Below are 22,567 nucleotides of genomic sequence, written 5' to 3'. Positions count from 1 at the left end.
GGCTCGCCGCTGGGTAACCGGAAATCGAGGACCACTGTGACTGTAAAGAAATTCAACCTGCCGGACGTCGGTGAAGGCCTGACCGAGGCCGAGGTCGTGGCTTGGAAGGTCAAGCCCGGCGACACCGTTGCGATCAACGATGTCCTGTGCGAGATCGAAACCGCCAAGTCTTTGGTGGAACTCCCTTCGCCCTTCGCCGGTACCGTCACTGAGTTGCTGGTGGAGGAAGGCATCACGGTGGAGGTCGGGACTGCGATCATCGCTGTCTCGGAAGGCGGTGCAACGGATGACGCCACCCCTGACGGAGCTGCGCCCCAGGGGCAGCCGACCGATGCGGTAGCGGCTGCGCAGGCCCCGGCCGCCGAGGAAGTTTTCACGCCCACGTACGGAAAGCTTGTTGCGGACGACAGTTCTGACTCAGGGCTCGCGGGCGGTCCGTTGGTAGGGTCCGGGCCCAAGGCCGACGCCGTCAAACGTCGTGCGCGCAAACGCCCGGCAGGGTCCGTGGTTCCGGCCATAACGGTTGCCGAGAACGCGGAAGGCACCGTCCAGGACAACCAGGCGCTGCTGGCCGCCAAAGCAGCCGAAGCACCGGTCGCCCACCGCACGACGCCGGTACGCGCCGTCGTCGAACCTGTCACCCAGGTGCCGGCAGCTTCGGCGCCGCAGACGCCTGCCTCCCAACCGGCCGTTTCCCAGCCCGCCGCCTCACGGGGTGCGGCCATCGGCGGAACCATCAGCGGCTTGGTCAGCAGGGTTCTGGCGAAGCCGCCTGTCCGTAAGTTCGCCCGTGACCTGGGCATTGACCTCGCCGACGTCGTCGCAACCGGACAACGCGGAGAAGTAACCCGCGAGGACCTGGTGAGCTACCAGGCGCAACGCGATGCCGAGCACGATCAGGCCGATTCCTTCTGGGGCACATCGAAGAAACCGCAGGACCAGCGCATAGAACGTGTGGCCGTCAAGGGCGTGCGCAAGGCCACCGCCAAAGCCATGGTGGATTCAGCGTTCTCGGCACCCCACGTGAGCATTTTCGTGGATGTGGATGCCAGCCGAACCATGGAGTTCGTCAAGAGGCTCAAGGTTTCGCGCGACTTTGAAGGCATCAAAGTGTCTCCGCTGCTCATCCTGGCCAAGGCTGTCATCTGGGCCGCGGCGCGCAATCCCAGCGTGAATGCCACGTGGGTGGAGAACGCTGACGGCAAGGGCGGTGCTGAGATCCATGTCAAACACTTCATGAACCTCGGCATCGCTGCTGCGACGCCGCGCGGGCTCATGGTTCCCAACATCAAGGATGCACAGGACCTCTCCCTCAAGGAGCTGGCGCTGGCGCTGAACGAGTTGGCCACCAAGGCGCGTGCGGGAAAGACGCAACCGGCGGAGATGCAGGGCGGAAGCCTGACGGTCACCAACATCGGCGCCCTAGGCATTGATACCGGCACTCCGATCATCAACCCGGGCGAAGTGGCAATCATCGCGTTCGGAACCATCAAGCAGAAGCCATGGGTCCTGGACGGCGAAGTGATTCCGCGCTGGATCACGACGCTTGGCGGTTCCTTCGACCACCGGGTGGTGGACGGCGATCTGTCGGCTCGTTTCATGGCAGATGTCGCCGCCATCCTGGAAGAACCGGCGCTGCTGCTTGACTGAACGGAACAGTGTGCCTGAAACGGCTACCCACACGGCCACGACCACTGGCGGCGAGCCCGACCACGTTCATCCCCAGCTGGTGGCGGGACCGTGGCGGACCGTGGCACGGGTGCTGACGGAGGTCTTCCAACCCCCGGTCGTTGTCCTGGTACTTTTGCTGATCAGTCCAGCGGTGGAGCCCGGCTTCCCCGGGACCATATGGTTTGGCCTGCTCGGGGCTTTCTTCGTGTGTGTCGTGCCGCTGGCCTATGTTCTGGTGATGGTCAAGCTGGGCCGGATCACCGACCACCACGTCAGCGACCGGCGTCAACGACCTGCCCTGCTGCTGATGGCCTTGGTATCGGTCGTTGCGGGCCTGGTAGTGCTCCAGCTCCTGAACGGTCCGGCCAGTGTTTCCGTGATGATCATTTCACTGATCGGCGGCATCGCAGTTTTGGCGGTGGTCAGCGCCTTTTGGAAGATGAGCGGGCACGCCTCAGCCTTGTCGGCCGCGGTGGTTATCGCCGTCCTGATGTTCGGACCAGCGTGGCTGCCGCTTCTCCTGCTGGTACCGGCAGTGGGTTGGTCCCGTTTGGTGTTGCGTGCGCACACGTTGGCGCAGGTCGTTGTGGGTTCTCTGTTTGGTGCCGTTGTTATTGCGGGCCTGTGGTGGCTGTTGCGTGGGTTGATGCTTTAGTCGACCGACTCCCGGGTCACCGCCTTGCCGTTCCTGATGACGGCCAGCGGAGAAGGCCGGTCAACAACCAATTCGGGAATGGACTCTGCAGCGAACTCGAGTCGGTCCGCAGATGCGGTTCCGGTAAATTCCTTGATGGCAGGCGCATTCAACAGCTCCGCCCCGGACGTGGTGGCAATCCGGAAGCACCGCTCCAAGTCGGAGTCCGTTAGAGCCCCTGTCCGGTAACCCAACAGATGCATCCGGTCCACCATGCTGCCCGTGCCAAACGGTGACCACGCATCCCGTACTCCGTCCGACCCGAGCGCAACCCTGACGCCATGGTGCTCCAGGACATCAAGGACAGGCACGGGGTCGGCCCCCAGGGCGCACGTCGCCATCCACATCCCTGCCTCAGCCATCACATCCAAGGTGGCCCCGAGCTCCGGCTGGTTGCTGTCGCTGAGGGCAAAGGCGTGCCCCACCGTGACTCGACCCTGCATGCCCTCCGCCATGGTCCGCTGTGCAATGAGCCGCAGCTGGGCCAAACCTGCAGCTCCTGTGTCGTGCAGGTGGATGTCCACGTCCCTGCTGTGCCTTCCCGCCAGGCCGAAGACAGCATCCAGATGACCGTGGACGTCGCCGTCGAGTGATTCCGGGTCGATTCCGCCTACTACGTCGGCTCCTTCTCCCAGCGAAGCCTCCATGAGTTCCACTGTGCCGGGATTGCTCAGCAAACCGAACTGAGGGAACGCGACGATCTGTACATCCAGGACTGACGATAGCCGCTCCGCTGCAGCCCTGACGCCATGGATGTTCTTCAGGCCAATCTGCGGACCGACGTCAACGTGGGCCCGCATCGCCATTGTCCCGTTGAGGACGGCTTGCTTCATCAAGGCGAAGGCGCGTTCCTCCACGCTGGCCGCGGCAGCAAGCTGTGCTTGCAGATCATTGCGGATCAGGGTCGCCAGATCGTTCGCCGGTTGACGGGATAACCAGCCCGATCCCCAGGTCGTTTTGTCGGGGTGAATGTGTGCGTCGACAAACCCCGGCGTAGTCAGGAGGGGACCGCCGGTGGAACGGGCAGGCGACTCCGATTGAAGAGAAAGTGTGTTCATGGGACTCCTGTCGTTTGAATTCATGATGGTATACCGAAAGCTCCCAAATAAACACGTTGGCAGTCAACACCCGCACAGTTCCGGGCAGGATAGCCGTGGTCGCTCCCATTTTCGCTCGGCCCCGCAAGCTTTGGCATACCAAAACCTGTACAAGTCGAGGCTGGGCGCCTACTCTAATGAACGACATTCATTTATGTGACGCGGATCGCATCGAGGAGAGCGCTATGAACACCAAACCTAAGCCTGCAGCGGGAGGGTCCTCCGGGGGACCGACGCTCAAGCGTGTCCTGGGGCTGCCATCGTTGGTGGCCTTTGGCCTGACGTCCATGGGGATACTGTCGGTCGTGGCGGTTTACGGGGCCGGAACCGAGATCAGCGACGGGCACTTGCCCGCAGCGTACCTCGCGGCGTTGGTTGCCATGTTGTTCACTGCCCATAGTTACGGCCAGATGGCCCGTCACGTCCCCGTCACCGGAGGGGCGTACGCGTACGCTTCGCGGGCGTTTGGCCACCCCGTGGGGTTCTTGGTGGGTTGGGCGATGATGCTTGACTACCTGTTCCTGCCCATGGTGAATTTCCTGCTCTTCGGCCTCTACCTCAACAGCCTTTTGCCCGGCATCCCCCCTCAGCTCGCCGTCCTGCTCTGCCTTCTGGCGGTGGGCGTCTTTAGCGTGATCGGAGTCGGCTGGATCAAGAGGATGAACTTCGTGGTGGTGTCCGCTTCCGTTGCGGTGATCCTGGTCTTCGTTGTCCTGGCGATCCTGAACGCGCCGAAGTTATCGCTGGAAAACGTGGTTCGTCCCCTTAGCCTTGGCGACGGCGGGATAGCGCCGGTTATGGCGGCAGCCGCAATTGTGGCTTTTGCCTTCCTCGGCTTCGATGGCGTGTCCACTTTGTCTGAAGAAGCCCGGAACCCCAAAAGGGATATTCCTCGGGGCATCATCCTCTCCACGCTCTTCGCTGGCCTGGGCTACACCCTGTTTTCCGTGGCCGGCAGCCTTATCGCACCGGAGTGGCGGACGATTCAGAACCTGGATGCCGCGGGGACGGAACTCATGCAGGCTGCCGGCGGAGATGTGCTGATGGTGGTGTTCGTGGTGGTGAATCTCGGCGGCCTGGTCCTGTGTGGAACTGCGGCCCAGATGAGCGTCAGCAGGGTCATCTATGCCATGGGAAGGGACGGGATCCTGCCCTCCGTCCTTGCCCGGCTCCAGCCGCGTTTCCGCACTCCGTATGTTGCTGCTTTGGCGGTTTCGGCCGTCTCGCTGGTTGCCCTCTTCATCACGTTGGAGCAGGCCGTCTTCATGATCAACTTCGGGGCGCTGATTGCTTTCGCAGTGGTGAACCTGGCAACCATCAAGGTGCTGTTCTTTGACCTGCGGAAGCGGGGAGGCGTGGGGATCCTGCGGAATTTGGTGCTGCCGCTGCTGGGGTTCGCCTCCATTGCCTGGCTGTGGACATCGCTTGCCTGGTTCACATATCTGCTGGGCGCGGCCTGGCTTGCCGTGGGAGTGGTTGTGCTGGTGCTTCGCCGCAGCAAGGCCGGGAATCAGCTGGCGCTGGACTTCGACGACGCCGTCACCAGTCACGCCGTCACGAGCCACGCCGCCCCCGGCGGCGACGCGACTCCCGGCAGCGACGAAACAGGCGGCAGCACGCCGTCGCAGTCGGCCGAGGGCGCGGGAATCCGCTAGAAGGCCGGGTAGTTGACCAGCAGGGCCTGGAGTTCCGTAGTGGACATGTGGTTCGCCATTTCCACGCTGATGCCCATGGCGACGGCGGCGACGGTGAGCATAGCCACGCATGCCACAGACAGGAAGCGCCAGTCCTTGCGGAAAACGCTGCGAATGGTCTCCGGCATTTCCAGGCTCGGGGAGATCATGTTGGGCGCGCTGTCCCAGGAGCCGTCGTCCAGCATCGCGATGATGCGGTCGTTGGCGCGGTCGAAGCGCATTGTGCTGATGTTGTTGCCGTGGCGGGCAAGCAGGATGTCATGTCCCACGCGTTGGCGCGGCTGCAAGGTAAGCAAGAAAAATCCCCTGAAAATCGAGAAGTGAAGGTGGCACGCGCCATTGGGGGCATCTCGATTTTATAACGGTTCAGTCAGCAGCCAGGCCGAAAAGACGCCAAACGCCGGGTGAGGCTCCCCACCCGGCGGCGTGATCCAGCTCGCTTACGGCTGGTCAGTCTTGGCGATGTAGACATCGCAGGGCGCCGTGTGGGCGACAGTGTTGGCGACGCTGCCCAGCACCCGGCCCAAGCCCTGCATGCGACGGTTTCCGACGACGATCAGCCGGGCGTCCTGCATCTCGGCTTCCTTGACGAGTGCCTCGCCCGGCTTGCCGCGCGCGGCTGAATAGGTCACTTCAAGGCGTTCGTCCTTGAGCCGCTCTGCTACGTCGCGGGCTACAGCCTCAGCTTCGGCGGCGTCGGAAACGATCCACCTGTCGGTGCCGATCTCCACAACTTCTGTCCGGTTGCTGTCGAAGGCGCTCACGACGCGCAGGCTCGCCCCCAAGCCGATGGCCAATTGCTGGGCTGCCTGGGCCGCCCTCATTGCCGTTTCGCTGCCGTCTACTCCTACAATCACAACTCCGGTCATTGTGCTGCTCCTTCAGTGGTGGCTTCGATGGCTTCCGCCAGGACGGGGGCCAGGCGGCGGACGCCTTCGGCTATCGTATCCGGGGGCACGGCACTAAAGGCGAGCCGAAGCTTGTTGGAGGGTCCGTCGGCGGGTGAGAAGGCTGCGCCGGGGATGAAGACAACGCCGGCGTCGATCGCTTTGCCCAGCAGTGGGTAGGTGTCCACGCCTTCGGGCAGGGTGACCCAAACGAAGAACCCGCCGTCGGGCCGCGTCCATGAGAGTCCGGACGGCATGTAGGTGTCCAGCGCCGACAGCAGGGCCTCGCAGCGTTCTGCGTACAACGACCGGTACGTGTCGATTTGGCCTTTCCAGTCGTAGTCCCGGAGGTAGGCCGAGACGAGCATCTGGTTCAACGGCGGTGGGCAGAGTGTTACAGCCTCGGAGGCAAGGTAGAAGCGGCGTTGGAGGTGCGCGGGTACCAGCGCCCAACCGATACGCAGGCCCGGGGCGAAGATCTTGGAGAATGAGCCCAAATAGATGACGTCGTCGGGGTTGGATGCACGCATCGGCGCAATCGGATGGCCGTCGAACCGCAGCAGTCCATAGGGGTTGTCCTCAAGAACGATAATATTCGAACTGCGGCATATATCGACGATGCGCTGCCTGCGTGCTTCCGCCAGCGTGATCCCGGAGGGATTGTTGAAGTTGGGGATCGTGTAGAGGAACTTGATGTTCTTGCCCTCTGCCTGGAGCGCCGCGATCCTGGCCTCCAGAAGCTCCGGCACCAGGCCGTCGTCGTCCATTTCGATCGGTTCCACCTGCACCTGGTACGCCTCGAACGTGTTCAGCGCGCCAACGTAGGTGGGGTTCTCAACCAGGACGACATCGCAGGGGTTGCAGAAGACCTTGGTGGCGACGTCCTGTGCGGACTGGGAGCCCGCGGTGATTACCACATTCTCGGGTAGTGCATCAGTGATGCCTTCAGCTGCCATGATCTCGCAGATTTGCGCGCGCAGTTCCTCGGTACCCTGGCCGCCACCGTACTGCAGGGCGGTCATGCCTTCTTCTGCGATGATGCGGGCTGCGGTCTGTCCAAGCTGCTCCAAGGGCAGCGACTGCAGGTACGGGTTGCCGCCTGCTAGGGACACAAGCCCGGGCCTCATCGATATGTCGAAGACATCGCGGACTGCGGACTGCTTAATGTTGGCGGCCCGCGCGGAGAACAGTTCCTCGTGCGGGTGGGCGGCCGTGGCGGCCCGCTCAATGGCGTCGATGGCTTCAGCGGGCAGTGTTGCGCCGGCATCCAATGTTTCGTGGGTCACAGTGAAAGGATACTCCTCGAGGTTGCTAATTAGGCAACATTTGTTTCGCTTACCATCCATTTTGACGGTCGCGCTTTACGCCGCGGACGCGAGGGGCTGGAATGTAGTTATGACAGCACATCGGGCATCCGTGACTAAGGCCGAACACTTCCACAAGCTCCACGACGCAGGCCGTGCGCCCTTGGTGTTGGTGAATGTGTGGGACGCGGCTTCCGCCCGCGTGGTCCAGGAAGCCGGTGCCGCGGCCATTGCTACCTCAAGCTCGGCAGTCTCCTGGAGTTTGGGATATCGGGACGGCGACCACGTGCCGTGGGGGCTGGCGATGGCAGCCCTCGGCCGCGTGGTTGCAGCCACCACGCTGCCCGTGACGGCGGATATAGAGACAGGCTATGGACGTACCGATGACGAGCTCCGGGCAACGGTCCACGCTGTTTTGGATGCCGGTGCCGTGGGCATCAATATCGAAGACTCCGGTGACGAGCCCCTGACCGATATCAACGAGCAGTCCCGCCGCATCGCCTTGATCCGCGCAACGGCGGACGACCGCGCCATCCCTTTGTTCATCAATGCCCGCACTGACACTTACCTTTCGGGGCGTTTCAACGAGGCCGCCTACGAGGAAACCCTGCGCCGCGCCGAGACCTACCTGACCGCCGGGGCGGACGGAATTTTCGTCCCCGGCGTCGTGGATCTGCACGTCCTCCACCAGCTGTCCAGCCGGATTCCGGCGCCACTCAACGCGCTGGCAGGGGTTGGGGCGCCGTCGCCTTTGGAATTGCACGACGCCGGCGTCCGCCGCGTCAGTATTGGCGGTAACACCGCCAAGGCTGCGTACGCCAAGGTGGCCAGGGTCGCCACGGAAATTCTGGGCGACGGAAACTGGGCCGGCCTGGCAGGGACGCGCAGCCACGAGCAAATGGACGCGTTGTTCGCGGAGGGCCCCAAGTACAGCCTGTAATTCCGGTATGGCAGTTGGGGCACGACGGCGGCCCCTGGCTTTAATGTCGGTCCTCGCCGGTAGCTTTGGTTCCGTAGAGGACGAGGGGAGGGTCCATGGCGCGACGCAGCGTGCAGTTCTGGCGGATCGAGCAACTTAATGGTGACGAGCTCAACCGGCCGTTTCCCGCCCGGCGGGTTGCCGAGGTCTTGAAGAATGCCCAGGATGCCGGGACGGACAGGCACTTCACCAGCGTGGATGGCACGGTGTTGCTTGCCCAGACGGCGTCGATGGCACCCCATCCCGTCATGCTCCTGGACCGGGTCCGCGACACCAACCTGCCAAGCGTGGGTGACTTCCTGGGGCGCCGCAAACCGCTTCCCCTGGCACCTGGCGACCACCTTTTGGAGACCACATATTTCGCATTCCTCAAACGGAATGTCGTCGCGGTCCTGACCAGTGGCAACGGTCCAAGGGCGTCCCGAATGGCCGAGTACCTGGAGGGCATGCTGGGGCTGGAACCCGGCCTTGTTCCGGTGGTCAGGGAGGATATCGAGGAAATCCTTGCCCGGCTGGAGGTGAGCCGGTTCGAGTTCGCGCTTCCCGCTGAGCGGTTGTCCGGAAGGCTCATGGAAGGTGAATGGGCTGACGTGCTGGACAGTGCCTCGCGCCTCATGAATGAGGGCACGTTCCGGATTTCCCTGAGCGTTGGCAGGTCAGGCAAGGCCGAGGACAAGCAGAGGATACGCGACCGCATTCAGCAACTGATCGACCTCTTCCGCAGGGCTGGATCAGTGGAGCACTTCGATTATGTGGTGGCTGAGGGCAAGGATTCGCTGACAGGAGACCGGGAAGTGGTGGACCTCTTGAAGGAAAGGTTCATCTCGCATGTCGAGGTGGACCGGGATGTCTTCAACGATCCCCAAAAATCGGTGGCGGAAGCCATTGCCATCCTCAACAAGCAGGCACGGGACAACGAGCCCTTCTTCGCGAGGACGTTGCCTGACCTCAAAGGGCCGCCAGATGCGGGCATCGTGCCTGACCTTGTCAGTGGGGGCATGTCCGCGATGCGCGCTGCCCTCGCCGACGCCGAAAGCCCGGACGTCGAAAGCCCGGACGTCGAGGAAGAGGCGGGCGGTGCCGGCCATGAGCTTGTTCGGGGTTGAGGTGGAGTCATCCGGCCCTCGACGAACCGCTTGGCGATGGTTTCTCTTGCATCCCATGGCGGACTATCTCTGGGCGGCCGTGGCGGTGTCACTGTGGTTGGGCGTAGCCCTGATCGCGGCTCACCCGCTGATGCTGGAAGATGTCGACGCCGGTGCGCGCCGGGCGCTGTTCCAAACCCTGGCCACCTTGGCGGGTGCGACGGCGGGCCTGACGCTCACCAGTGTTTCCATGCTGATCAACGTACTCGGCAAGAAGTCCGCCCCGGGGCAACGGGAGCTGCCCCTCGAGAGGCTCTCACCCCTTCATCGTCGCCAGATTGGCGAAGTGTTCCTTTTTGCCATTCCCGGACTGGGCCTGTTGGTGGTTGGTGCGCTGGTCACCGTCGTCCTTGAGGGTGATGGGCCCACCGGGCTGTGGATTCCGGAAGCGGTGGTGTTCGTCCTGGCGTTTGCCTCGGTCCTGGCCCTTCTGCGGGTGGCATGGGCACTCCGCCGGGTGTTGGCAATCGCCACTGCTTAGCGGGCCCACCTAGTCGGCCCGCGAATCCGTCGCCAGCCCGCGAATCCGTCGCCGGGCAGCGACGTGATAGCGGTCCAGGAACGGCTCAGCGCAGATTCTGGCTAGCGCACGCTCAGCGCCTCCGTGAGTGTCCTGCCGTTCACATAGATCTCAGCCCGCGAAGCCCCGCTGGCCGCGACGGCGGTGTGTGTCAGCTGCGCCTGGATGCGGGGTACGTCGCAGACACCTCCGGGACGCAGCGATCCGCTGAGGTTCACTACGACGGTTGAGCCGCTCATATAGCCGGACAGGAAATGCAGCGATGAGCCAGCGAGTGCGTCGTACAAGGTTGCGTCACCGTCCACAGGCAGGCCCCCTTCAAGCAGCCGTCCCAGCGTCACGGACAGCGGGTCGCCGGGGGTGGTTGCTCCACGCACCGGAACCAGGCTGTCGTTGCAGCCGAACCGCACGCCGCGGGCGCCGCCGTCGTTTATTGCAACGTAGTAGACCGCGGGACCCGCAGCGTCGACGTCGTCCGGCACCCGGGCGGCGCGGTTCGAGGGGAGGGGGACCGGCAGCGGTGTGGCTGGGTCGGTCGAAGGCGCGACGGCGGAGCCCGGTCCGGTCGCGGCCGCCGCGGGAGTGCTGACGGCGGGAGTGGGTGACGGGGGAGTGGCGGTGACCGGGCGGGCCGGAGCTAGCGAGGCTGATGGGATGGCAACTGACGGCATGGCGGGCACCGACGAAAATGACGGGCCCGGCGAGGCAGGGGCCACAGGACTGGCTGGCCGGGGAGGCGGCGTCACGGAAACTGTGGGCAGCGGCTCGGCGCTTTGCCGAGGGAGGGTGCCGGGACCCGTCGTGCAGCCAGCCACCCACAGGGCCAACGCCACGCAGGCAGCCGCGATCGTCGTCGTACCTTTGAGTCCCCGTCCGGCATGCATGACAGCCCCGCGCTCCTGTCCGTCCACCTGTACGTCCAACGTTAGGGCCGCAGGCCACAACGCAACATGCCGTTACGGTGACGGTTCGGACAAGAGTTGATCACGCCTGCCGGGTCATGGGCGGGTGGCCAGGTACGCAAATGCCCCCGTGGCGCAAGCTGCGGCACGGGGGCATTGAAAGCGGAAAGACTAGGCGGCTGCTTCTTCGTCTTGGGCAGCTGTCAGGGGCTCGAAGATGCCCTTGATCTGCTCAACGATCTCGGCGTCGTCCTTGGGGTGGAGTTCGGCGAAGCGGATCATGGAACCCGGCACGGCGAGCTTGACGTCCTCGAGGACCTTGGCGCCGGCGATGCCGACAGCCTTGCGGGCCTCGTCCTGCGCCCACACGCCACCGTACTGGCCAAAAGCGGTTCCGACGACGGCGGTCGGCTTGCCGGAGAGGGCACCGGCGCCGAACGGGCGGGACAGCCAGTCAATGGCGTTCTTCAGGGAAGCGGGAACGGTGCCGTTGTGCTCGGGGGTGACCAGCAGGATGGTGTCGGCGTCGGCTGCTGCTGCGCGCAGGGCGGCGGCCTCGGCCGGGACCTGGCCTTCGACGTCGATGTCTTCGTTGTAGAAGGGGATGTTGCCCAGGGAGTCGTGGATCTGGACGTCCACGTTCTCCGGTGCGTTCAGCTGGATGGCCTCCGCGAGCTTCTTGTTGTGGGAATCGGCGCGGAGGCTGCCGACGAGGGTAAGTACGGTGCTCTTGGACATGGTGTCTCCTTTGGGAAGCGATGTAAGCGTTGGTGCCTTCATCGATACTAAACGGACCGCAGTCCGCTTTCTATTCCCGGGTCTAGAATGTTTCTTGTGAGCTTCGTCCCCCTGCAGCCGGACCTGCCTCTCGGTTCGCCGCATGAGCGCAGCGATGCCGCGCGGAACCGTGAGCGGCTTCTCTGTGCTGCACGCGAGTTGGTGGACGAGTTCGGGGCTGAGGCATTAACCATGGATGCCCTGGCGTGCAAGGCGAAGGTTGGCAAAGGGACGGTCTTCCGCCGCTTCGGCAGTCGTGCGGGCCTCATGATGACCCTGCTGAGCGATGCGGAGTCCGACTTCCAGCGGGCCTTCATGTTCGGGCCGCCCCCTTTGGGCCCTGGCGCCTCGCCAGCGGAGCGACTGACGGCATTCGGTGAGGGCCGCATCTACTTCGTTCTCGAAAACGGCGAACTGCTGAAAGCGGCTGGTGCTGCCACCCGGAACAGGTTCGACGTCCCCGCGACGAAGCTCTCGCATCGGCATATGGAGGTCCTGCTGCGCGAAGCCGGTATCGCCGACCCCTGGGTCATGGCCATGTCCCTGACCTACGCCTTGGATCCTGAGCGGATTGTCGACGACGTACGGGTGCGTGGCATTTCCCCCAAGCGGCTCACCGATTCGTGGCGCGATGTCGTGGCCCGCTTGATGCGACCTGCCTAAGCGCCCCGCCTAAGCGCCCTGCCTTGTAGCCGGCATCGCGGCGCCGCAAAGAAACACTAACGGTCCAATTCGTGACGCAGCCTGTACATAACAATCTGGCAGCAGGCGGGAAACTGGCCCCGCCGAAGCAAAACGTGAAGCAGTTATTGTGGTAGTTTCCTCTTGAATGTGACGCATGCCATACATGGCTGGTGATCACTGAAGGGGTGTGGGGGCTCAACAAACCACTACGCCAATTCGTAGCTGACGCCGGCCACAGCCGGGAACCGCGGAAGGACGAGCTTTGAGTTTTGCCACGATTCGGGGCAGCAACCCGACATGCTGAAATATCTGATGAAGCGGTCGGGAATCTACCTGATCATGATCTTCCTGACCACAAGCGCCGGCTACTTCCTGGCCGTCTCGTCGCTCAAACCGGCGGTCCTTGAGCAGGAAAAGATTCCGCGGCCCACCCCCGAACAGGTGGCAGCATCCTTCAGGGGCCTCGGCCTTGACCCCGACAAGAATGCGTGGGAACGCTACGTCGAATGGCTTGGCGGCATCGTCACCAAGTGGGACTGGGGACGCAGCCCGAACGGCGCATATGTCAACGCCGAATTCGCGGATCGCGTGCTGGTTTCCACCCGGCTCTTCATTGCCTCGATCATCCTGACGCTGATCATCGGCGTCGCACTTGGCGTCTACTCCGCAGCACGCCAGTACAAGTTCCAGGACCGCGTCATCACGTCCTACAGCTACCTGGTCCACATTCTTCCGGCGCCCATCGCCTACTTCCTGGTCCAGCTTGGTGCCATCAGCATCAACGAAACCGTTGGGCAGCGCATCTTCTTCGTGACGGGAATTTCGACGCCGGGAATCGACCCCGGTTGGCCCGCTTTCGTTGACCTTGTGGCCCACTACGCCGTGCCCACCTTCGCGATGACCATCTTCGGTTGGGCCGGCTACCAGATCGCCCAGCGGCAATACCTGCTGGACAACGTCAACGCCGACTTCGTCCGCACCGCCCGCGCCAAAGGCCTCACCCGTAACCAGGCCATCACCCGCCACGCCCTGCGTGTCTCCTTCATTCCCGTGGCGCAGAGCATCGCGTTCACCATCCCGGCGATCTTCACCGGAGGCTTCTTCGCCGAAGCCATCTTCGCCTGGCCCGGCATTGGTTTATGGAGCATCCAGTCGATCGGTCTGCAGGACGTGAACGTAGCCACAGCCACGTTGGCTTACGGCTCGGTGATCTTCGCGATCGGGGCTATCCTGGCCGACTTCGCCACAACGCTGGTTGATCCACGAGTGAGGGTCCAGTAATGACGAACATCATCGATCCCATCGCGGAAATCGACGAGTCCCGGGTTGCCGACCAGGACGTCGTCATTGGGAAATCCCGCATCATCTTCCGCCGGTTCATGCGGAACCGGACCGCCGTCGCAGGTTTGTTCATCTTCCTGGCACTGTTCCTGTTTTCCATTTTTGGCGGGTTCCTGACCCCGTGGGACAAGGAAACCCTGGATCCGTTCAACATCGGGATGCCGCCGTCCCCGGACCACCTGCTCGGCACGACGCAGGCCGGCATCGACCTCATGGCGCTGATCGTTGATGGCACCAGGACCTCCATCCTCATTGGCCTGATTGTTGGCGGCCTTTCCGTCCTGATCTCCGCCGTGTACGGATGCACCATGGCGTTCTTCGGCGGCAAGGTCGATGCCACCATGCTGTTCATCCTGGAAGCGCTCATCATGATGCCCGCCATCCTGGTGGTTGCCGTGGCGACCAGTGGCAGCGGAGGACTCAAGAACCTCCCCAGCTGGCTCCTGCTGGTCATCGTCCTGCTCTTCTTCAGCTGGATGGGCACAGCCCGCCTGGTGCGCTCGCTGTCCATGTCGCTCATGCAACGCGACTACGTCAAGGCCGCCAAGTACATGGGCGTCCCCTCCCGCCGCATCGTGTGGCGCCACCTGGTTCCGAACATCGGCTCGCTGCTGGTGCTCGACTTCACCCGCGGCATCACGGGTGCGATCCTGGCCGAAGTGGCGTTTTCGTTCATCGGTATCGGCATCAAGCTTCCTGACGTCAGCCTCGGTGTCCTGATCGGCCAGGCCACGGGCCAGGTCTCGTCGTTCCCCTGGATGTTCTGGGTTCCGTTGACCGTCATGTTCCTGCTGACAGGCTCGCTGGCCATGATGAACGACGGACTCCGTGACGCTTTCGATCCCAGCTCCAGTTCCGTCGGCCGGGCGAAGCGGACCAAGCCCCAGACTGCGAAGAAGATCACCAAATGAGCACCAACACCACTCCCGCCGAACGCCTCCGCGATGCCGGACTGTACGCTCCGGGTGACGCCGTCCTCAGCGTCCGCGACCTCAACGTCCGCTTCAACTCGGAGAACGGGGTGGTCCACGCGGTCCGCGGCGTGGACTTCGACCTCATGCCCGGCAAAACCCTGGGCATCGTGGGTGAGTCCGGCTCCGGCAAGTCCGTCACGTCCATGGCCATCATGGGGCTCCTCCCCGAGACCGCGGACATCACCGGTTCCGTCCGGTACAAGGGCAAGGAACTGCTGGGCCTGAGCGATAAGGCCATGTGCAAGCACCGCGGCAGCGACATCGCCATGGTCTTCCAGGACCCGCTGTCCTCGCTGACGCCCGTCTACACGGTGGGCCACCAGATCATCGAGGCGCTCACGGTCCACAACCCCACCATGACCAAGCAGGCAAAAGAAGCCCGCGCCGTCGACCTCTTGCGGATGGTGGGCATCCCCAGCCCGAAGGACCGGCTAAAGGCGTTCCCGCACGAGTTTTCCGGCGGCATGCGCCAGCGCGTCATGATTGCCATCGCGATTGCCAACGACCCCCGCGTCCTCATCGCCGATGAACCCACGACGGCGTTGGACGTCACCATCCAGGCGCAGGTGCTCGAAGTCCTGCACACCGCGCAAGAGGAAACCGGCGCCGCCGTCGTCATGATCACGCACGACCTCGGCGTCGTAGCGGGCATGGCCGACGACATCATGGTGATGTACGCGGGCAAGCCCGTGGAAACCGGCACCGTGGAGGACATCTACTACAACCCGCGAATGCCCTACACGCTGGGCCTGCTGGGAGCCGTGCCACGCGTGGACTCCTCGGACAAGCAATCGCTGGTGCCCATCGAAGGGACGCCGCCCAACCTGGCGCAGCCCGTCATCGGATGCTCTTTCGCGGCCCGCTGCCCGATGGTCAGCGACGCCTGCCTGCACGGCGAACCGGAGCTGCTCGCGGTACCGGGTGTGCAGGGGCAGACACTTGGACACAAGGCAGCCTGCATCAAGGCCGATGAACTTTCCGGCGACGCCGATGCGCACAAGATCTTCCAGGCACCGCCCAAGCCCGTTTCAAAGTTCGACGGCGTAGCGCGCCTTGAGCGCGCAAAGGTCCTGGAACTCAAGGACGTGAAGAAGCACTTCCCGCTGCTCAAGGGTGCACTCATCAAGAAGCGCATTGGCACGGTCAAGGCCGTTGACGGGCTGAGCTTCGACATCCGCGAGGGCGAGTGCGTCTCGATCGTGGGCGAGTCCGGCTGCGGTAAGACCACCACTTTGCTTGAAATCATGGAGTTCCACCCGGACCAGATGGGCGAGGTGGTCATTGGAGGCGTGAGCAACAAGGCGGCCACAGACCGCAAGACCACCATGGCGATGCGCAAGGAAATGCAGATGGTGTTCCAGGACCCCACGGGTGCCCTGGATCCGCGCTTCACGGTGTATGAAGTCCTGGCCGAGCCCCTGGAAAACCTGGGGATGCCCAAGGCCGCCATCAGGAAACGCATCATGGAGCTCATGAAGCTGGTTGGCCTGCAGCCGGACCACGTGAACCGCTTCCCCAACCAGTTCTCCGGTGGTCAACGGCAGCGCATCGGCATTGCCAGGGCGCTCGCGGTCAATCCCAAGCTGGTGGTCCTGGACGAGCCGGTCTCTGCTTTGGACGTTTCAGTGCAGGCTGGCGTGATCAACCTGCTGGACAAGCTCCGTGCCGAACTGGGCCTGAGCTACCTCATGGTGGCCCACGACCTTTCTGTGGTCCGGCACATCTCGGACCGCGTGGCCGTCATGTACCTGGGCAAGATCGTGGAGACCGGGGACGTGGACGATGTCTTCGACAACCCGCGCCACCCCTACACCCGGGCCCTGCTCTCCGCTATCCCTGTTCCGGACCCGAACCTGGAACGTACCCGCGAGCGCATCATCCTGCAAGGCGACCTGCCCAGTCCGCTTGACGCACCCAAGGGATGTAACTTCGCTACACGTTGCCCGGTGTTCGCCGCGCTTCCCGCAGGGAAGCAGGAGAAGTGCCTTACTCTGGAGCCGCCACTGGCTTCTGAAGGTGCACAGGACTTCGCATGCTTCTACCCGGACGGAGAATTAGATGCCGACATGCTGGTGGTGCATGCCTGACAACACATGACGCATTGACATATATCCCTGGTCTCAACTCGCAAAAATATTCCAAGTCGTAAACATGAAGGGCAAACCATGAAGAAGTACACGACGATCGGTGGCGTAGCACTCGCAGCAGCGCTCATGCTCACCGCTTGCGGCGGGGGAACGCCGTCGGGTCCTGCCTCCCAGAAGGCAGAAGAAAGTGGCGGTGACATCAGCAAGCTGATCAGCGTCAACGCCAAGGAAACGAAGGACCTGGACCAGGGCGGCACGGTCACCCTGGCGACAGGCAGCATCGGCCCAGACTTCAATAACAACTCCAATGTGGGCAACAGCGCAGACACGTCGGCCCTGCTGACTCCGGTCAATCCGGTAGGCATGAGCAGCGGCGGAATCGGTGGTTGTTGGAAGCTGGACTTTGACGGCAAGGCTTCGCCCAACAAGGACTTCTGCGAGGACGTCAAGAGCGAAGTCAAGGACGGCAAGCAGACCATCACCATCAAGGTTAATGACAAGGCAACCTGGAACGACGGTACGCCGATCGACGTCAAGACCTTCCAGAACACCTGGAACATGCTCAAAGGCGAGGACAAGTCCATCGACATCGTCACCGCCGGCGCTTACGCCTTCGTTGATTCCGTCAAGGCTGGTGCCAACGACAAGGAAGTCATCGTCACCACCACTCAGCCCGTCTACCCCCTGGAAAGCCTGTTCTTCGGCCTGATCCACCCCGCGATCAACACCGCCGACATCTTCAACAAGGGCTTCGCCGGCGAGATGCACCCGGAGTGGATGGCCGGTCCGTTCAAGGTGGAGAAGTACGACTCGACGGCGAAGACCGTCACCATGGTTCCCAATGACAAGTGGTGGGGCCAGAAGCCGGTCCTGGACAGGATCATCTGGCGCCAGATGGAACCGAGTGCAACCATCGCGGCGTTCAAGAACGGCGAAATCGACGCAACCAGCGGCCGTACCCTGGGCCGCTACAAGCAGCTCGAAGGCACCAAGGACTCCGACGTCCGCCGCGGCCAGCGCCTCTTCGCCGGCGGCTTGAACCTCAACGCCAAGAAGCCCGCGCTGACTGACGTGGCCGTGCGCAAGGCGATCTTCACCGCCGTCGACCGCAAAGCCATCCGCGACGTCCGTTTCAACGGCTTGAACTGGTCGGAAGAGAGCTCGGGCTCCATGATGCTCATGCCGTTCTCCCAGTACTACCAGGACAACTACCCGGTGAAGGACACCGGCGCCGACGCCGCCAAGAAGGTCCTGACCGATGCCGGCTACACGGCCAACGACAAGGGCATCATGGCGAAGGATGGTGTTCCTGTTGCTTTCAAGATCACCAACTTCGGCGATGACCCCACTACCGCTGCCACTTCACAAACCCTGCAGAAGCAGCTCCAGGCTGCCGGCATGGACGTGACCATTGACCAGCGCGGCGACGCCGACTTCGGCAAGGTCATTGGTACCCGCGACTTCGATGTCACCATTTCCGGGTACACCGTTGGTTCGGATGCCACTGATGGTGTGAAGCAGTTCTACGATTCCTCCACGAACGAGAACGGTCTGGGCGACGCCGAGCTGGATGCTGAAATCAAGCGCCTGGCCTCCATTGCCGACGACAAAGAGCGCAACAAGGCAGCCATGGACGTGGAAAAGAAGCACATGGAGAAGTACTTCTCCATGGGTACGGTGCTGAATGGCCCGGAGATCCAGTTCGTGCACAAGGGCCTGGCCAACTACGGCCCGGCCCTGTTCAAGAGCAACTCCAACGTTCCGGACTGGACCACCATCGGTTGGGAAAAGGGCACCAAGAAGTAGCCCGCCCGCTGTAGTTTCCTGAAGGCCGGGAACCACGCCCAACCTGTTGATCGGTTTATCCGGTTCGATCGGTTCGGGGTTGGTTCCCGGCCTTCGCCATACCCCGATCCCTCTCTCACATCCCTCCCGTTTGGACCGATCCCTCTCTCACATCCCTCCCCCTTGGGCCGATCCCTCTCTCACCCGGTGAGAGAGGGATCGCGGGAAGGGGCTGTTTCGTGAGCGAGGGTCGGTAGCCTAGGGGCATGACTTCCACGCCTATCCGCACAGCCGTTGCCGGTTTCGGGCTCTCCGGCAGTGTTTTCCATGCTCCGTTCATCGCCGCCAACCCCGCGTATGAGCTCGCCGTCATTGCAACATCGGACGCGGCACGCCAAGCCAAAGCGAAGGACCGGTACCCGCAGGCAAAGATCGTCGACACTCCCGATGGCGTCCTGGCCCTCGCGGACCACCTGGATCTCCTCGTCATTGGCACACCTCCCGCAACCCACTACCCGCTCGCGAAAGCGGCGCTGGAAGCCGGTCTGGACGTCGCCGTGGATAAACCGTTCGTGGTCCACAGCAACCAAGGCGAGGAACTGATCCGGCTCGCGGCGAAGCTGGGTCGCGTGCTCACTGTCTATCAAAACCGGCGCTGGGACGCCGACGCCCTTACCGTGCAGAAACTGCTCGACGCCGGCACGCTGGGGACGGTGACCCGTTTCGAAGCGGGGATGGAGCGGTGGGCGCCGGCGATCGCGAAGGAATGGAAAGCCAGTGCCACGGCGGAGGACGGGGGCGGGGTGCTGTTCGACCTCGGCACCCATGTGCTGGACCTGGCTTTACGGTTCTTCGGGCCGGCGGAAGTGACTCACGCGGAGATCCGGGCCCGCCGCCCCCAGGAGAGCGCCGACGACGACGTATTCCTGGTCCTCGACCACAGATCGGGAGTGGTCAGCCACGTGACCATAAACCTCAACAGCCAGCTTCCCGGTCCACGCTTCCGGATTCTGGGTACCCGCGGCGGTTTCGTGAAGTTCGGGGCGGACCCGCAGGAACCCTACTTGTCCGAAGGCGGGCTGCCCACCGACCCGGAGTACGGCGTCGAGCCCGCGCAAAACCATGGGACCTTGGCGGTAGACGGCGAGCGCACCACGGTCCCCACCGAACGTGGAGCGTATCCGGAGTTCTACCGGTTGCTGGCGGACAAGATCGACGACGGCGGTACGGCGTCGTCGCGCCCGTTGCCTGTTGATCCGGCTGATTCGGTGGCCGTGCTCAAGCTGATTGAGCAGGCCCGGGGGCTGGTGTGATGTCGGCGCTCGCAACCACCGAGTAGATCGCTTTCAGGTCCGCATTGCCCTCGCGCGGCTGGCAGCTTCCGGTCAGCTGGACGACATCCGCCGCAGCGTTCTGGTCAACCACGGTGACCGCGGTGAACTGCGCCAGGGATCCAGCCTGGGGGTGGGTGTAACGGGCTTCCCGCACGTGCCAATCCCGGCCGTTGATGGTCACCGGCTCGGTACCCAGAAGGACAGCCTCGGGCAAGGATCCCAGGAACTGGTCTACCGATGCGGCAATGTCCTGCAGCCCGTACCCCGTGCGGCGGCGCGAGACGGAGATGACGACGTTCGCGGTGTAATTTCCTTCCATGGCCGGTGCCATCAACGCTCCCACCGCTTCGGGCACAACGTGCTGGGTCCAACCGGCCGGTGGGTTGAGTTTGATGGTGGGGTACGCGGGGAATGCTTCGGACGGGAAAACCTGCTGCGATGTCACGGGGAGCCCTTTCGGAGCCTAGTTGTTGACGAAGTCGATGAAACCGGTGACGGAGTCCATGAACCCTTTGGGGCTGAGCGTGATCTGGCCGCCTGCGCCCAGGCCCAGCTCTGCGGTGATCTTGGCACCTGCGCCGAGCGTAAGCCCGTCCTCGTCCAAGGAGACGGTGTAGTAGTGACTCTCACCTGCGCCCGCAGCAACTGTGCCGTTGAGCGTTATCTTCTGCCCCAGCACTTCCACGTATTGGCTCCCGGTCAGTTCAGCACCCGCGCCGGCGCTGAACGCGCTGCCTGTGACGTCCTTGTTCTTGACGCTGACTTCGCCTTCACCTGCGCTGGCCCATGCCCCGGCCCGCAGCTCTCCGCCTTGGCCCACACTGAACAGGCCTCCGGCAAACTCGGTCTCATTGTCCGTGGTGATCTTTTGGCCGGCGAACCCCTCACCGCCGCCGGAAAAGAGGAAGGGGCTGCTTGCGTTGGCATGGGCGCTGGCCTCTACCCCGGTCATGGCCCGGGTTGTGGAGGTGTTGGTAATCCAACCGTCAAAGAACTCAGAGCGAACCGTGGTGGTGTTCTCGGCCCCTGCAAACGCTTCACCGTTGGCGCTGGCGTGGGGGAGTCCGAGCCCGAACGGCACGCTGGCCTCAAACTCGCCGTTGGCGCGGGCTCCCACGAACGTTTCGTTGGTGACAGTGGTGTCCATGGGCCCGTATCCGCCCTTGGCCGCCCACGTCATCTGCCCGCCGGTGGATGCTTCGCCGGAGCCGCCCACTGTGATCCCGCCCGGTCCCATGGAGCCATGCGTTTCACCCGTTGCCTGGCTGTCGAAAGAACCCTCACCTTCAACTGTGACGGGGCCGTAGGTTGTTGGATCAAACGTGAAACCCAGTGTCCCTGAGCCGCTCCTGCCCTTTCCATCACCCAGCCCACGCCCCGGCCCGCCCAGGGAGGCTTGCTCCTGCTGTTCGGCATTGAGTTTCAAGGCCCGGGCGTTCTCCTTGAGGCATGCTGCTGCGGCGCCCAGCCGGCCCTGGAGATCACTGTGCCAGGCACTGCGGAAGCGGTCGGCGTCGTTGCCCCGCCAGTAGTTGCCTTGCTGGATCAATGCGTTGAGCTGCTGCCGCAGGCCACTGATCTTTTGTGCCTCAGAGTCCATTACTGCCGAAAGCCGCCGGAGATCTCCGACGTCGGCGCCCACCAATCCCTGTGCCATTACCAAACCAGTCCCATCACGTATCCCCTGAACGTAGCGACATTTGAAAACCTGCAGGCCAGTTTGGCGCCAGGCGTCTCCCGAGCATAACCAGTGCCAGGCAGGGCTGCCATGGGGAGAACTGCCGGTGTGAATAAAGCCCGCCAAAAAAACTTTCAGCAGGTGCGTAACCTCGTCGCGGTCCCCAGCGATGTAGGGGGTGTACGGGTCATGCCCGTGCATTGATCATCCGGCAGCGACCCAACAGCTGCCGGGGCAATCCCAAGTTTTTCGGAGGGTTTTATGTCCTTGTTCACTGTCCTTGCCACCAGCAAAGTCGCCGCGGGCGTCCTGGCCGCCGGAGCCGTGGCCGCCGGCGGAACAGGCGTAGCTGCCTTCAACGGCGCGCTTCCCCACGGTTTCCAGCAAACGGCGCATGATTTTGTTGGCGCTCCGGCCCCGGTCGACGGGAACACCGCCAAAGCAGTCACGTCTGAAGCAGCCGCCGCGACCGAAACGGCCAAGTCCAAGGCCGCTGACGCCGTCGGGACCGCGCAGTCCAAGGCCGCAGACGCTGCCGATGCGGGCCAGGCAAAGGCCGCCGACGCTGTATCCGACGCGAAGGCCACAGCCCAGCGCGCCCTCGCCACCTCACCGGAGGCCTTCGGCCTCTGCACGTCATTCCTCAATGGCGGACTCAAGTCTGACACCACGGTCCAGGGCTTCAAGTCCCTGACCATTGCCGCGGGCGGCGACGCAAAGGTTCAGGCGCACTGCCAGGCCGTCGTCGACGCCGGTAAGGCTGCCGGTCTGAAGGTGGACGGCTCCGCGAAGGCAGACGCCGACGTCGATGCTGCCGCCACTTCCGGACTGCCGGCGACGCCCCCGGTCCCTGCCGTCCCCGCGGTTCCGGCTGTTCCAGGTGTCCCCGCGGTTCCCGCGACCCCGGCTGCACCCGCAGTCCCGGTTCAGGTTCCCAGCCACGTTCCGGCCGTTCCAGGAGCTTCCCTCGATTCTGTCCGCTAAGCGGACAGGGGCTACGGTTTAAAGGCGGGG

The 22,567-nt window shown here is 63.4% G+C and carries 21 protein-coding genes; 13 read left to right on the top strand and 8 right to left on the bottom strand.

Going from position 1 to position 22,567, the window contains the following annotated elements; translation table 11 throughout:
- Window positions 1-36: 36 nt before the first annotated feature.
- On the top strand, window positions 37-1,650 hold the full coding sequence (locus LRQ04_RS15210) for a dihydrolipoamide acetyltransferase family protein (protein WP_235521132.1): 1,614 nt from the start codon (window positions 37-39) through the stop codon (window positions 1,648-1,650).
- A gap of 79 nt (window positions 1,651-1,729) precedes the next feature.
- A complete protein-coding gene (locus LRQ04_RS15205) occupies window positions 1,730-2,326 on the top strand; it encodes a phosphatase PAP2 family protein (RefSeq protein ID WP_235521228.1) in 597 nt (198 codons plus the stop codon).
- Here the strand turns inward: LRQ04_RS15205 and LRQ04_RS15200 are convergent.
- The gene (locus LRQ04_RS15200) at window positions 2,323-3,423 is read right to left on the bottom strand and encodes an amidohydrolase (RefSeq protein ID WP_235521131.1); all 1,101 of its coding nucleotides are present in this window, start codon (window positions 3,421-3,423) and stop codon (window positions 2,323-2,325) included. The two genes, LRQ04_RS15205 and LRQ04_RS15200, sit on opposite strands and share 4 nt — an antisense overlap.
- Window positions 3,424-3,647: 224 nt before the next feature.
- On the opposite strand from LRQ04_RS15200, the gene LRQ04_RS15195 reads away from it, so the two are divergent.
- Window positions 3,648-5,117 carry an APC family permease gene (locus LRQ04_RS15195; protein ID WP_235521130.1) on the top strand — a complete coding sequence of 490 codons (1,470 nt, stop codon included), beginning with the start codon at window positions 3,648-3,650 and terminating at the stop codon, window positions 5,115-5,117.
- On the opposite strand, the gene LRQ04_RS15190 is transcribed toward LRQ04_RS15195, so the two are convergent.
- From LRQ04_RS15190 to LRQ04_RS15180, 3 genes are all read right to left on the bottom strand, one after another.
- Window positions 5,114-5,425, bottom strand: a complete 312-nt coding sequence (locus LRQ04_RS15190; protein WP_235521227.1) for a hypothetical protein — start codon at window positions 5,423-5,425, stop codon at window positions 5,114-5,116. The genes LRQ04_RS15195 and LRQ04_RS15190 overlap by 4 nt on opposite strands.
- A 171-nt stretch (window positions 5,426-5,596) precedes the next feature.
- On the bottom strand, window positions 5,597-6,025 hold the full coding sequence (locus LRQ04_RS15185; protein ID WP_235521129.1) for a universal stress protein: 429 nt from the start codon (window positions 6,023-6,025) through the stop codon (window positions 5,597-5,599).
- Window positions 6,022-7,329 carry a PLP-dependent aminotransferase family protein gene (locus LRQ04_RS15180; RefSeq protein ID WP_235521127.1) on the bottom strand — a complete coding sequence of 436 codons (1,308 nt, stop codon included), beginning with the start codon at window positions 7,327-7,329 and terminating at the stop codon, window positions 6,022-6,024. Before LRQ04_RS15180 ends, LRQ04_RS15185 begins: the two co-directional genes overlap by 4 nt.
- Window positions 7,330-7,438: 109 nt before the next feature.
- Here LRQ04_RS15180 and LRQ04_RS15175 point away from each other — a divergent pair, with 109 nt between their 5' ends.
- The 3 genes from LRQ04_RS15175 (at window position 7,439) to LRQ04_RS15165 (ending at window position 9,952) form a co-directional block, all read left to right on the top strand.
- Window positions 7,439-8,287 carry an isocitrate lyase/phosphoenolpyruvate mutase family protein gene (locus LRQ04_RS15175; protein ID WP_235521125.1) on the top strand — a complete coding sequence of 283 codons (849 nt, stop codon included), beginning with the start codon at window positions 7,439-7,441 and terminating at the stop codon, window positions 8,285-8,287.
- Window positions 8,288-8,382: 95 nt separating this feature from the next.
- Window positions 8,383-9,432, top strand: coding sequence for a hypothetical protein (locus tag LRQ04_RS15170; protein ID WP_235521123.1), 1,050 nt, complete (start codon window positions 8,383-8,385; stop codon window positions 9,430-9,432).
- Between the two features lie 55 nt (window positions 9,433-9,487).
- Window positions 9,488-9,952, top strand: coding sequence for a hypothetical protein (locus LRQ04_RS15165; protein ID WP_235521122.1), 465 nt, complete (start codon window positions 9,488-9,490; stop codon window positions 9,950-9,952).
- 101 nt (window positions 9,953-10,053) lie between these two features.
- Here the strand turns inward: LRQ04_RS15165 and LRQ04_RS15160 are convergent, their stop codons facing one another.
- Both LRQ04_RS15160 and LRQ04_RS15155 read right to left on the bottom strand, forming a co-directional pair.
- On the bottom strand, window positions 10,054-10,902 hold the full coding sequence (locus LRQ04_RS15160; RefSeq protein ID WP_235521120.1) for a GerMN domain-containing protein: 849 nt from the start codon (window positions 10,900-10,902) through the stop codon (window positions 10,054-10,056).
- A 162-nt stretch (window positions 10,903-11,064) separates the two neighbouring features.
- On the bottom strand, window positions 11,065-11,631 hold the full coding sequence (locus LRQ04_RS15155) for an NAD(P)H-dependent oxidoreductase (protein ID WP_235521117.1): 567 nt from the start codon (window positions 11,629-11,631) through the stop codon (window positions 11,065-11,067).
- 96 nt (window positions 11,632-11,727) lie between these two features.
- Here LRQ04_RS15155 and LRQ04_RS15150 point away from each other — a divergent pair, with 96 nt between their 5' ends.
- The 6 genes from LRQ04_RS15150 (at window position 11,728) to LRQ04_RS15125 (ending at window position 19,854) form a co-directional block, all read left to right on the top strand.
- Window positions 11,728-12,333, top strand: coding sequence for a TetR/AcrR family transcriptional regulator (locus LRQ04_RS15150; RefSeq protein WP_235521115.1), 606 nt, complete (start codon window positions 11,728-11,730; stop codon window positions 12,331-12,333).
- Between the two features lie 318 nt (window positions 12,334-12,651).
- Window positions 12,652-13,635, top strand: coding sequence for an ABC transporter permease (locus LRQ04_RS15145; RefSeq protein WP_235521114.1), 984 nt, complete (start codon window positions 12,652-12,654; stop codon window positions 13,633-13,635).
- Window positions 13,635-14,606 (top strand): ABC transporter permease, encoded by a 972-nt coding sequence (locus tag LRQ04_RS15140; protein ID WP_235521112.1) that lies wholly within the window; start codon window positions 13,635-13,637, stop codon window positions 14,604-14,606. The genes LRQ04_RS15145 and LRQ04_RS15140 overlap by 1 nt, the downstream gene beginning before the upstream one ends.
- Complete coding sequence (locus tag LRQ04_RS15135) at window positions 14,603-16,756, top strand: ABC transporter ATP-binding protein (RefSeq protein WP_235521110.1); 2,154 nt, start codon at window positions 14,603-14,605, stop codon at window positions 16,754-16,756. The genes LRQ04_RS15140 and LRQ04_RS15135 overlap by 4 nt, the downstream gene beginning before the upstream one ends.
- A gap of 78 nt (window positions 16,757-16,834) precedes the next feature.
- On the top strand, window positions 16,835-18,562 hold the full coding sequence (locus tag LRQ04_RS15130; protein WP_235521109.1) for an ABC transporter family substrate-binding protein: 1,728 nt from the start codon (window positions 16,835-16,837) through the stop codon (window positions 18,560-18,562).
- A gap of 245 nt (window positions 18,563-18,807) precedes the next feature.
- Window positions 18,808-19,854 carry a Gfo/Idh/MocA family oxidoreductase gene (locus tag LRQ04_RS15125; protein ID WP_235521106.1) on the top strand — a complete coding sequence of 349 codons (1,047 nt, stop codon included), beginning with the start codon at window positions 18,808-18,810 and terminating at the stop codon, window positions 19,852-19,854.
- Here LRQ04_RS15125 and LRQ04_RS15120 read toward each other — a convergent pair.
- Window positions 19,820-20,320 carry a hypothetical protein gene (locus LRQ04_RS15120; RefSeq protein WP_235521105.1) on the bottom strand — a complete coding sequence of 167 codons (501 nt, stop codon included), beginning with the start codon at window positions 20,318-20,320 and terminating at the stop codon, window positions 19,820-19,822. The genes LRQ04_RS15125 and LRQ04_RS15120 overlap by 35 nt on opposite strands.
- A gap of 18 nt (window positions 20,321-20,338) precedes the next feature.
- Complete coding sequence (locus LRQ04_RS15115) at window positions 20,339-21,532, bottom strand: WXG100 family type VII secretion target (protein WP_235521103.1); 1,194 nt, start codon at window positions 21,530-21,532, stop codon at window positions 20,339-20,341.
- A gap of 282 nt (window positions 21,533-21,814) precedes the next feature.
- Between LRQ04_RS15115 and LRQ04_RS15110 the strand changes: the two genes are divergently transcribed.
- On the top strand, window positions 21,815-22,537 hold the full coding sequence (locus tag LRQ04_RS15110; protein WP_235521101.1) for a hypothetical protein: 723 nt from the start codon (window positions 21,815-21,817) through the stop codon (window positions 22,535-22,537).
- Window positions 22,538-22,567: the final 30 nt, after the last annotated feature.

The organism is Paenarthrobacter sp. AR 02 (assembly GCF_021538675.1).
GTDB lineage: Bacteria > Actinomycetota > Actinomycetes > Actinomycetales > Micrococcaceae > Arthrobacter.
Note: the sequence above shows the minus strand (reverse complement) of the source record. Positions and strands in the feature narration are given on the sequence as shown.